Origin of the sequence: Streptomyces sp. NPDC048751, assembly GCF_043198595.1 — a bacterium.
Taxonomy (GTDB): Bacteria; Actinomycetota; Actinomycetes; order Streptomycetales; family Streptomycetaceae; genus Streptomyces.
On sequence record NZ_JBICUX010000030.1, the window covers coordinates 41,683 to 52,089 of the forward strand.

9 protein-coding genes and 3 pseudogenes are annotated in these 10,407 nt (G+C 67.7%); 3 read left to right on the forward strand and 9 right to left on the reverse strand.

Translation table 11 applies throughout. The annotated features are described in order from the left end of the window. Positions 1-58: 58 nt before the first annotated feature. A pseudogene (locus ACGFNV_RS45470) lies at positions 59-346 on the reverse strand (hypothetical protein); the annotation flags it as partial. 47 nt (positions 347-393) lie between these two features. Between ACGFNV_RS45470 and ACGFNV_RS45475 the strand changes: the two are divergent. Continuing rightward, positions 394-1,035, forward strand: a complete 642-nt coding sequence (locus ACGFNV_RS45475) for a nucleotidyltransferase domain-containing protein (RefSeq protein ID WP_393631424.1) — start codon at positions 394-396, stop codon at positions 1,033-1,035. 123 nt (positions 1,036-1,158) lie between these two features. On the opposite strand, the gene ACGFNV_RS45480 is transcribed toward ACGFNV_RS45475, so the two are convergent. The 5 genes from ACGFNV_RS45480 to ACGFNV_RS45500 all read right to left on the reverse strand — a co-directional run bounded on the left by ACGFNV_RS45480 (position 1,159) and on the right by ACGFNV_RS45500 (position 5,663). Further along, complete coding sequence (locus tag ACGFNV_RS45480) at positions 1,159-3,237, reverse strand: hypothetical protein (RefSeq protein WP_393631426.1); 2,079 nt, start codon at positions 3,235-3,237, stop codon at positions 1,159-1,161. Between the two features lie 218 nt (positions 3,238-3,455). Continuing rightward, positions 3,456-3,791, reverse strand: a complete 336-nt coding sequence (locus tag ACGFNV_RS45485; RefSeq protein ID WP_393631428.1) for a helix-turn-helix domain-containing protein — start codon at positions 3,789-3,791, stop codon at positions 3,456-3,458. After that, complete coding sequence (locus tag ACGFNV_RS45490; RefSeq protein WP_393631429.1) at positions 3,788-4,951, reverse strand: tyrosine-type recombinase/integrase; 1,164 nt, start codon at positions 4,949-4,951, stop codon at positions 3,788-3,790. The genes ACGFNV_RS45485 and ACGFNV_RS45490 overlap by 4 nt, the downstream gene beginning before the upstream one ends. A gap of 127 nt (positions 4,952-5,078) precedes the next feature. Next, a complete protein-coding gene (locus tag ACGFNV_RS45495; RefSeq protein WP_393631430.1) occupies positions 5,079-5,444 on the reverse strand; it encodes a hypothetical protein in 366 nt (121 codons plus the stop codon). A gap of 36 nt (positions 5,445-5,480) precedes the next feature. Further along, positions 5,481-5,663, reverse strand: a complete 183-nt coding sequence (locus tag ACGFNV_RS45500; RefSeq protein WP_393631432.1) for a hypothetical protein — start codon at positions 5,661-5,663, stop codon at positions 5,481-5,483. 95 nt (positions 5,664-5,758) lie between these two features. Here ACGFNV_RS45500 and ACGFNV_RS45505 point away from each other — a divergent pair, with 95 nt between their 5' ends. Further along, on the forward strand, positions 5,759-6,427 hold the full coding sequence (locus tag ACGFNV_RS45505) for a DUF402 domain-containing protein (protein WP_393631434.1): 669 nt from the start codon (positions 5,759-5,761) through the stop codon (positions 6,425-6,427). Between the two features lie 753 nt (positions 6,428-7,180). Here ACGFNV_RS45505 and ACGFNV_RS45510 read toward each other — a convergent pair. The 3 genes and pseudogenes from ACGFNV_RS45510 to ACGFNV_RS45520 form a co-directional block, all read right to left on the reverse strand. Beyond that, positions 7,181-7,306 (reverse strand): annotated as a pseudogene (locus ACGFNV_RS45510) (transposase); the annotation flags it as partial. Between the two features lie 6 nt (positions 7,307-7,312). Next, a complete protein-coding gene (locus tag ACGFNV_RS45515) occupies positions 7,313-7,468 on the reverse strand; it encodes a hypothetical protein (RefSeq protein ID WP_393631436.1) in 156 nt (51 codons plus the stop codon). 393 nt (positions 7,469-7,861) lie between these two features. Beyond that, entirely contained in the window at positions 7,862-8,875 is a 1,014-nt protein-coding gene (locus tag ACGFNV_RS45520) for an AraC family transcriptional regulator (protein WP_393631438.1), read from the reverse strand. Between the two features lie 156 nt (positions 8,876-9,031). On the opposite strand from ACGFNV_RS45520, the pseudogene ACGFNV_RS45525 reads away from it, so the two are divergent. Further along, positions 9,032-9,434 (forward strand): annotated as a pseudogene (locus ACGFNV_RS45525) (transposase); the annotation flags it as partial. Between the last annotated feature and the right edge of the window lie 973 nt (positions 9,435-10,407).

A 10,407-nucleotide genomic window follows, 5' to 3' on the forward strand; every position in this document is an offset into this window, starting at 1 on the left:
GGCATTGAGCCTTTTTGAAGACCACCCCCTCCATCCCGACCGACGCCCACGTCAGCCACTCGCGCACGACGTCGGCCTCGGTGGTCGACGGACACAGCGCCCACGGCGCCGACAGCTGGCGGGCGGCGAAAACGGACTCCAGCGCGGCCCTGCGCCGCCGATACGGCCACCCGGTCGTGTCCGTCCCGGACAGCCGCAGCAGATCGAACGCGGAAGCGCGCAGGTTCGCAGAATCTCGGTCCCGCGGAAGGGGGAACTCGCGTGTTGGTCGGTCTTCTCGGCGGTAACGCGCACGGGTTAGGGTCATGCGCCGTCTACGGCTCCAGGTACCGCTGGCCTGCTTCATCGATCGTGGCTTGGGGCTTCCTTCGAGACCACTGATAGATTCCTGCGGTGAGCGAGCAACTGCCCAGCGGCGGCATCGAACTGTCACCCGACGAGATCGAAGCCCTCCACGCCAGGTGGTCTTCCTGCTGGACCCCTAGTGAGGTCGCGCAGCAGTTGGCCGGGATCGGCATGCCCTGGTACGTGGCCGCGGGCTGGGCGCTGGACCTGTTCCGCGGCAGACAGACGCGCGCGCATGGGGACATCGAGATCGCGATTCCGGCTGCGAGCTTTCCTGAGGTCCGCCACCGCTTTTCCGGATACGTCTTCGACGCGGCAGGCGGCGGCCGGATCTGGGAGGACGCCAGACCGGAGGTGCTGGCCGCCGTACATCAGACATGGCTCCGCGATCCGGCCACTGGCAACTACTTGCTCGACGTGTTCCGCGAACCGCACGACGGCGACACCTGGATCTGCCGACGGGATGAGGGGATTCGGCTTCCCTATCGCAACATCATCCACCACACCCAAGACGGCATCCCGTATCTGGCGCCCGAACTGGTCCTGCTGTTCAAAGCCAAGCACGCCCGCCGAAAAGATCAAGCAGACTTCGACACGACCGTCCCACACATGTCCCCGGTTCAGCGTGAGACCCTGGCCGAGCTACTCGAGCGCGTACATCCGGGGCATCCCTGGATTGCGGATCTGTAGCGGGCTACTGGTGCGCTCGCTCAACTGTCACTGGCTCCCCGGGGAAGCCAGTCTGCGTCCACCCGGCCATGTGAAAGCCGGCCAGGGCGTGGGTTGTAGACGGGCTGCACAACGCCTTCCGGCTCAGCGGATCCGGGGCAGCGCCTTGTCGGGGTGGGCTGTGTGGACGTAGCGGACGGCGGTGCCGGGATGGATGCCGAACAGGTGCACCAGGTGTACCGGGTCGGCCGTTTGTCGGGCCTCTTCCAGCACACGGTCGCTCCACATCTGGCGCGGGGTGATTCCGGTGTGGTCGAACGCGCGGCGCAGCGCGCAGTAGCTGACGGGCGGAAGGGCGGGGTGGTGCGCCGAGTGCGTCGTCACCAGCAGGTGCGGATTGGGGGATGCGGGCCACTGGTCATGCCTTTCCTTGAGCCACTCGTCCAGGAGGCGATGGGTCAGCGTGTCGAGATAGACCGTGCGCAACCGGCCGCGCAAGTCGACTGTGAGGGTTGCGTGGGCAAGGTCGGGCGCGTTCATGCGCAGTTGAGCGATATCGGTGACCTTGATGGCGTGGACAGCCACCAAGCCGACGGCCAGACGCCCCATCGCGCTGTCCACTCGGTCCAGCAGGCCACGTAGCCGGTCGCTGGGCAATGGTTCGGGAAGCCGCACGGGGGTGGTGAGGGAGAGCCCGGCGAGCGGGTTGGTGAAGACGGTGCGTTCCTGTTTGAGGGCGCGGAAGACGCTGAGCAGAACGTGGTGGAGGCCACGTGCCTGGTGTCCCTGCCGGTTGCCGAGGGCGGAGGTCACGTGCGCGGTTGTGATCTCCCGGAGATCCAACCCGTTCTGGCTCCAGAGGAGCAGGACGGGGAGAACGACGTTGAGGTCGCGTCGGATACGTGTGTAGTCGGCGGGCGGGTGGGAGCGACGCCCTTCCCCGCGGCGGACGGCGACCCAGGTCCGCATCTGGTCGGCCATGGCGTCGGGGAGTTGTCGGAGCTTGGCTTCGATGGCCTGGCGGTGCCCGGCGTCTGTGCGGGCGGCGTCCAGGCGGGCCAGTGATGGGCTGGTGGTCGGGTTGCGGTCGTGGTCGGGTTCGAGTAGTCCGCGCTCATGCAGGAAGAACACGATCCGATGCAGAGAGGCGTTCGGCTCCAGGCTCGCGAGCGCGCGCACGTCCCGCTCAGAGACGGGCTCCTCCACGCCGGTGTAGGCCAGGAGGCGGTGCAGCATCTGGATGGAGTAAACGTGGTTCGGCTTTCGGCCAGCTGTGACGGGAAGGCAGGCAGAGAACTGTTCCAACAGTGCGTGTGCCTCGGTGCTGAGCGGGGGCAGCAGGCGGTGGGGCACAGAGCGAACGGCCCTCCAGTCACGCGGAGCTGTCAGCAGGGTGGTCTGCCCAGGGATGACCGGATCACAAGCGGACAGCGAGGCGACGTGGTCGTGCTCTTGGGCAGGTGCCGCGTACGGCGGTGTTCCTTTGCCGACCACCTGGTGGGCTAGCACTCCGGCGAAGGTGAGCTGAGTGAAGGCAGCGGATGGCTGGGGCACGTTCCGCACGTATGCCAGACAGCCCCGGCACAGGCTCGTCTTCACATGCAGGGGGAGGCCGTCGCGTCGGCAGCGGGTGCACCGCCCCGCTGGCCGTTTTGCGCGGTAGTTCGCGCACGCGGTGCACAGGCGGGTGGTGACGCCCCAGCTGCCGCAGTGCGCGCACCCTGTCACGGTGCCGGCGGGCACTCCGATCCGGTGCGGACGCATCTGGTCGCTCACCTGTGTCGGCCCCCGCCACAGGCCCGCCTGCTCCAGGACTTCCTGTGCGGCAGCCGCGCCGAACTGCATCCCGCGGCCCTGGTCGAGGATTTCCCGCGAGACCTTCCTTTCGCCCTCGGCATCCCGCACGGCCAGGGCCAGCCGCAGCCTTCGGCGCACCTGGTTGCACCACGCCCGGCCCAGGCCGCGCTGGCGCGCCAGGACCAGCGTGTACTGCTTCAGCGCCTCCTCCTCTGGCCAGTGCCTCTCGGCAAGGTCGAGTAGTTCCGGCGCTCCGAGTCGGCGTAGCACCGGGAACAGGACCTGCTGGCCCGGCGTCGTCGCAGGCAACACACAGCGCCGGGGCTCAGCAGGCCGCGCCGTGGGCGGCTTGCCAAGGCGCCAGGCTCCGTCCGCCGCGCCAGGAATCAGCAGCCGAAGCTGCGTCGGAGCCGGAAAGCCGGGCACGGTGCCTGCTGCCCGTTCGGTGTGTACCGTCAGCTGGCACCCGCGGCACAGCCCATCCTGGCCCAGGTGCTGCTGGTACCGGCACCGGGGGCACAGCCCGCGCTGGGGGTACTGGTGATCCCACTGCTGGCACCCTCTGCATCGCCAGCTGCGCCGGGGCTGGCCCGGAGCCACCGCCAGGCAGTCCTCGCACTGCCTCATCCGCGCCATTGCGCGGCTCAGTTCGGGGGCTGCAGGCGCCGCGGGCCGTCGCCTCGTGGCACCGGCCGCACCGGGCCAGGGGCCCTTTCGCCACCTGCGACCGCCCGGGTCTCACCTTCTTCAGCAGCCGCGGCCGCGGCCGGCTCGGCTTCCAGGAGATCGGCCACGGTGCATCCCAGCGCCTGGCAGATCAAATCCAGGTCCTCCAGCCGCACGGTGACTGGGGTGCCGCCCCACAACGCGGACACCTTGCTCAACGACGGATTGAAGCCCACCCGCCGAAACGCTGCCAGCAAGTCCGTCGGCCGCCAGATGTCCTGCCGCGCCGCCACCCAGCGCAGATTCCACTTCATCGAAGGCTCCCCGTGTCCGCCACCAGACGCTGTCCCGCCCGCTCGGCCGAAGCCCGCCGCGCCGCCTGCTCCGGATCCCCCTGCGCGGTCAGGAGGTACCGGACCGTGGTCGTACTCCACCAGTGCCCCAGCAATCGCTGCACCTCCCACAGGGACATCCCCCGCTCATAGTTGTGCGTCGCGCAGGCGTGACGCAGAAGATGAGGGAACAACTCCTCTACCGGGCCCGGCAGATACGCCACTGAAGCGGTCCGCAGCGCTCGCCTGAACGTCGAGGGCACCATCTTCGGTGCGACCGGCATGTTCAGCGCCGCGACCGCCACGGGCAAGCGCTCGGAGGGAAACAATGGCGCCGACGGATGCTCAGGATCGTCCCGGAACAGCCCTCGCACCTCCTCCACGTACCACCACAGCAGCTCCCGCCCCTGCTCAAACAAGAACGCCTCGCGCTGCCGCGGCCCCGACCCTCGGGCCCCCTTGCCATGAACGAGGAAGCGGCCCCACTGGCCCGACTCCCAGTGCACATCGCGCATACACACGCCGCACAGTTCGGCCGCTCGCACGCCCGACAAGTAGGCGATCTTCGCCATGACGTAGTCGCGGCATGCGACCGCCTCCTTGCGGGCCTGTGGCAGAGCACGCCGCCACGCAGCGAAGAACTCCCGCATGGCCTGCTGCGACGGTGGCACCCGCAGACCGAAGTCACCCCGGTGGCGCGGCCGGTTGAACGGATCGATCGGCGACTCCACGACCACACCGAAACGACGGCTGATCTCCCCCGCGTACCGCTGTTCAAGGAACGCGAAGTACCCGTCGATAAGGTTGATCTTGGTGCGAACGGTTGAGCGGGCCCGCTTGCCCGGTCCGGCGAAGTAGCGGTCGAGGTCTCGCGGCTGCAGGCGCCACGGCGCCAGATCCAGGTACTCACAGATCTCGATCACAGGCTTCACGAGCTTGTCGACCGTTTCCGGCATCAGGCCCGCCGCGTCGCGTGCCCACTGATACTCGGCGAGGGTGTCGAAGAAGTAGTCACGCTCCGACAGGCCGTCCCGCTCTCCGCGGCCACGGTGCAACTGGAAGACCTCGGCCAGCCCGGCGCCGCCGAGCTCCTCCGCTGGCTTCGGTTCCAGCGCGCTGCGACGGGTTCGGAATTCATCCACGAGCACGCAGATTACGAACCAGGCTCGCAGATTCTACGAGTTTCTGCGGAAACTCCACCGACCCAGGGACACGTCGAACACGGGTCTCGGACCTGCCGACATGTAAGAGATCGCACGCAGAGATCGTCTACGAACCCGCGCGTACTCCAGTTACGAAGTGGGCCGGCCACTCGGCCGCTGCCCGGGCCGCCCCGGCGCCGCGCCGCTGAAGTCGGTTCTGCAGCCGCTCGAACGCGAGGCGGCCCGCGGCGTCCCATACGACCAGCTCGCCGTCCAACGCGGTCGCGTCCGGCAGCTGCACGGCCCCGGCCACGAGCTCCGGAAACGACGGCCCCATTTCGGTGCCGCGCCTGGAGCGCAGCACTACCTGGCCCGAGTCGACGGAGACGAGAGCCCGAAATCCGTCCCACTTCGGCTCCGCAGCACAGCCAGGCCGCAGATCGGGCACGGGCACGGGGGTGGTCAGCATCGGCTCCGGCAGCGTCCATGTCACCTCCCATCCCTTACCGCCGCCACGCGGCCCGATATCTCAGGTACGCCAGAGGACGGCTTCGGCGACGTCGCCCGCGAGGAAGCCGCAGTCGAAGCCGCCCGTCTCCAGGCTGCCGCACCGCCGGAGCCGGAGGACGACGGCCAGGAGCCGGGCAAGCCCCGCCGCAGCCTGTTTCGTCGGCGGGCCTGACCCGGGCAAGCCGTAGGCGATCCTGGGCAAGCCTTCCTTCAACGGGGGCTTGCCCAGGCCGCACCCTCGGCGCAGGGCTGGAGACCGCGCGCGCCGAGACCCGGCCCGCGGCGAAGGAGGAACAGGTGCGCACCTTCGAGACGGGACAGACGGTCGTACGGCGTGACGTACACGGCTCAGGCCGGGTGTGGAGCGAGCACGCGCTGCGCGTCGTCGCCGACACCAGCGAGGCCCTGGTGGCCGCCTGCCCGCCAGGAGCCGAGACGCGCTGGCCGGCCCTGTACGTCAAGGCCCGAGATGATGGCGACCGATCGGTGCGCACGGAGGCGTTCGACGCGATGGCGACTGGCGTGTGGGAGCTCGCGGACGCCGTGTGGCAGGAGACCGAGCTGCTGCTGTGGAAGCCGCCGACGGCATGGTTCAGCGTCAACGCCTTCTACACCAGCGGCGGGCTGCGGAACTGGTACGTGAACTTCGAGCACCCCACCCGCCGTACGACGGACGGGTTCGACACCTTCGACCTCACCGTGGACCTGGTCGTCGACCCCGACCTGACCAGCTGGGAGTGGAAGGACGAAGACGAGTACGCGCACGTGCGGCGGCTCGGCATCGTCACCGACACCGAACACCAGGCCGTGGACGCCGCCCGCGACCAGGTCATCGCCATGCTCACCGAGCACTCCGGCCCGTTCGCCGACGCCGCCTCGTGGATGTCCTGGCGGTGGAACCCGACCTGGCCCGCCCCCCGACTGCCGCGCCCGACGCAGGGCAGCGCGGGCGGAACATCTGCCTGACCGGCAGCGGGGCCGGACAATCCGACCCGGCGCCCTCAGGGTGCGGGTTCTTCACCGGTGCTGTCCATCGCCGAACGGCACCACTGCAGTCCGGTGCCGTGAAGGACCAGGAGGGTGACTGCCCGGGACAGCCGCGGTCTTGGCCATAGCGGACAGCAGCCCGTCAGCCAGCGCGGTGCCGTCCTCCTCCGTCAGCGGCTCGGCGCTCGATCCATAGGGGCGCACCTGGTGGTGGACCTCGTCACCACCCTTGACGACGAGCGTGAGGTACTGGGACGACTGGCGCTCTCACTTGACTTGCACGATGGTGTCCGCCCGTACTGTCCGGCTGCCGGCGACGCTGCTCTGCGCCCGTACCCACACGTCCTGCATCCCCATGAGTGCCTGTGTCTGAATCCGCAGCCTCGGAGTGACTTTCGGCGCGCTGCGCCGTTGTTTGATCAAGTCGGGCGGACGCGGTCCGCCCGCGCCCTGCAACACCACGTAGGACAGATGATCGCGCCGCCGGGCACTGGATCGCCAAGCTGATCGGTGACGAGGACGGCCGCTGGGGCCCGGCCTGCCCAGCCCGGCGGCGATGTCACACCGCGTTGATGGCTGAGCCCCAGCAGCCGGGACTGGCTGCCGGGGCTCGACGCGTGCTGAGGGGCGGGGCACAACGCAAGCGTTGAGGGGCTCGCTGGTGAAGTCAGGTGAGCCAGCGCGGTGGGATGAGCGCGTTGCGTGTGCCGTCCTCGTCGGGCCTCCAGTTTTGGCCAGGCTGCGCTTGACGTGTGCCCATACCCACTCGACGGGGTTGAGGTCGGGCGAGTAGGCGGGCAGCAGGAACACCGTCAGCCACTTCCGCTCGGCGATCAGGTCCGGCATGGCGTGGGAGATCGGTACTCAGCCGGAGCCGCAGCCCTGGTCCGCTGGCCTCGCGCCGACCTCGCGCAGCGCCTGGTGTGAGTGGGCGCGCTGGTGGCAGCTGTTGTGCGTCAGCCGCGTCGGGTTGGTGATGACCTGGCCGTGTGCTGCAGGCGCGGGCTGGTCCGCTGCCATGAGGTGACCAAGTGGCTGTTGTGTTCCGACCAGCGTCGGATCGTCTGGCTGTCATGCGAGTGGCTGTTCACAACAGGCGGCGGCCCAGGCCCTCTTCCCACGTGCGATGCGCCGCTTTCATGTCAGTGGGTGGTGTCAGTGACGTCGCGTCAGGTGCTGCCGTTTGTGCTGGTGGAGGCAGTACTCGGATTCAGCTCACTGAGGCTTTTCGCACGACTGGCATGTTCTCTCCCGTTTGTTATCGCCTCCATCGGAGATGGTCCGTCTTGAAAGATCATCGTGTGGTGGTTCATGGTGGGGTGATACGCCGTCATGAACTCACCGATCAGGAGTGCGAGTTACTCGCTCCACTGACACCTCGGGCCGCGACGGGCCCCTCCTCCGGACGCGTCGTCACTGCGATTCGGCGGTTCCCTCCCCGCGCGTTCTCTCCTGTACCCGTACGCGGTATTCCATAGGCGACACCCCGTACGCGCTCCGGAAGGCGCGCGTGAAGTCGGGGGCGCGGACCAGGCCCCAGCGCATGCCGATGGTGCGGACGGGAGTGGAGCTGAGGTTGGGGTCTGCCAGGTCACGGCGGGCACCTTCGAGCCTCTGGGTGCGGATCCAGGCCCCGACCGTCTCGCCGGGGGTGTCCTCTTGAAAGATCCGGTGCAGGTAGCTCACTGAGATGTAGTGAGCGGCCGCTATCACGGGCGGCGCCAGCGCTGGGTCGTGCAGGTTCTGGCGGATGAATGCCCGGATACGCGTCGTCAGAGCCCGTCGGCGGGTCTCCGGCGTCAGTGCATCCTCCGCCTCCAGCACCTGCGCGAACCAGGCGGACAGCATGTCGATCACCACCGTGCCCAGGCGGGGTGCATCGGAGGGCTGAAGGGCATCGGCCTGCTGCTCCAGTCCGGTGAGGAACCCCGTCAACAGGGCCCCCACCCCCTCGCGCCCCGACAGCCGCCGTCCCAGCAGCTGTTGGACACGGGCGGGCGGCAAGGGCAACAACGCCTTGGGGAAGTCCACGCCCACCCCGGTGAGCACCTGACGGCCCAGATCAGCCGGCACATGCACTTCGTATGGCCGCGATGTGTCGCTCACCCACACATCGCTCGGGCCATACGCCTCAGCCCGCCCTACATGCTCGAAGCCCAGCCCGCCGCCGAGCACCAGCGACAGGTGGTACATCTCCGGATCGGACTGCCGCACCAGCCTTTCGGTACGCCTGAACCCCGTCGGCAGGTGTGACGTCGGCCATACCAGCACCGGCCCCAGCTCCAACAGCCTCTGCCGCGCCCAAAAATCGTCGGCGAACTGACTGCTCATACGGCTGGGGGCGATCGCCTGGTGCATCAACTCGCACCAGTACTCAAACCGATGCTCCCTGGGCACGTCGTCGCTCCGGAAGACCGTCCCGATCATGCCAGTTCCCCCTCATTGCTCCGGAACGACACCTGACCGCTACCACGATACGGCCGCCCACTGACCGACCCCGCCTCGCCTCTCGCCGCGTAGGCGACCGCCCTTCTGTCCCATGTCAGTGAGCCCTTTCAACGTGGCCACCGATCGAGTGACGCCGGGGTCATGCGGTGGGTGCGCCAGCGACTGCTGGAGTCCGCCCTCGAAGGCGAGATCACCGACCACCTCGGCTATGACAAGCACGATCCGGCGGCCAAGAACGGCGGCAACTCCCGTAACGGCAAACGGGGCAAGACCGTGGCTCACGGACGTCGGTCCGGTGGAGATAGCGGTGCCCCGCGACCGCGCTGGCACCTTCGAGCCGAAGATCGTCAAGAAGACCCCTGGCGAGCTGAGACGTCGAACACCTCCCTCAACGGCACGGGAGCCCTGTCCGTTGCGCGGCAGAGGCGGCTGACCGGTGTCGACGAGATGGTCATCCTCGCTGGCGGCGAAGGGCCTGACCACGGGCGAGGTCCAGGCCCACCTGGCCGAGGTCTATGGCGCCGACGTGTCCCGTGACGACAGGCCCGGCCTGCTCGTGGAAGCCAATAGCTGCGGAGAACACCAACCTCCCGAGCATGCGTGTGAGGCGTGCATCCCGTAGCTCAGTACGGTGGGCACGCACCGCAGCCACGAAGCATTTGAGTGAGAACGTGGCCGAGCACAAGAACGCATCGGCGGCAGCGGCTGCGCCGAGCTTTGGGGTGGGGGTGCTGACATGGGGCGGTAGACGCGCAGGTCGTGCACTGACATGAAACCGGCAGATCGCAGTTGGCACAGAGCCCACAGTGAGTTGGCACAGAGTGCACAACCGTGACTGCCACCTTGATAGGGGCATCTCGCGAAGGAAAGATCCCCAACAGCTCCTGAATGGGGAGTGTGCCGATGTCCAAGACGCTGAGTCAATTGGATCAATGTAGGGGGAAGCTCATGCGGATGCCTCGTTTCGTGAAGCGTGCAGTAGTGGCGGCGACAGCGACTGGGGGGATGGTGGTGTTTGCCTCGACTCCGGCGCTAGCAAGTGCAGATCTTACCGTCCATATTAAGGATTGCGGAGTTTGCTCCACTCATGGGTACGGGTGGTTTAAAGCGGATCCGGAAGGGAGTCTGCCCGGTGACGCGCTGAAAGCCTGCGACCTGGACGCCGATAGGTATGCCATAACGGCGTGGCTGTACAATCGAGACACCGGTAATCTCATTCGCAAGGTCAGTACTGCCGGTCACGCTGCTAACTATTGTACGCCTTGGGCAACCGGTAACATTGCGGAGCAAACCCCGGTCTGGCTCAAGGTCTGCACGACCCTGGGCGATACGGAATACCTATGTAACTCTGACAATGGGTGGGCTTGACGGCGTTTTAGCCACTGCGATTTGCCCGGGCACTGTGGGTTCTCACCTCGCCTCTGGCGGCCAGCGCCTCTTCCTACGCTGCTGGTGAGGCAGGGAACGGGGAGGTGCCATGGCGGACAGGACGGCAGACTTGCAGGAGTTGT

Excerpts from the sequence above, each read along its gene's own strand:
- ACGFNV_RS45515 (WP_393631436.1), bottom strand. The coding sequence starts at position 7,468 with ATGGCAGCGGACCAGCCCGCGCCTGCAGCACACGGCCAGGTCATCACC.
- ACGFNV_RS45520 (WP_393631438.1), bottom strand. The coding sequence starts at position 8,875 with ATGATCGGGACGGTCTTCCGGAGCGACGACGTGCCCAGGGAGCATCGG.
- ACGFNV_RS45485 (WP_393631428.1), bottom strand. The coding sequence starts at position 3,791 with ATGAAGTGGAATCTGCGCTGGGTGGCGGCGCGGCAGGACATCTGGCGG.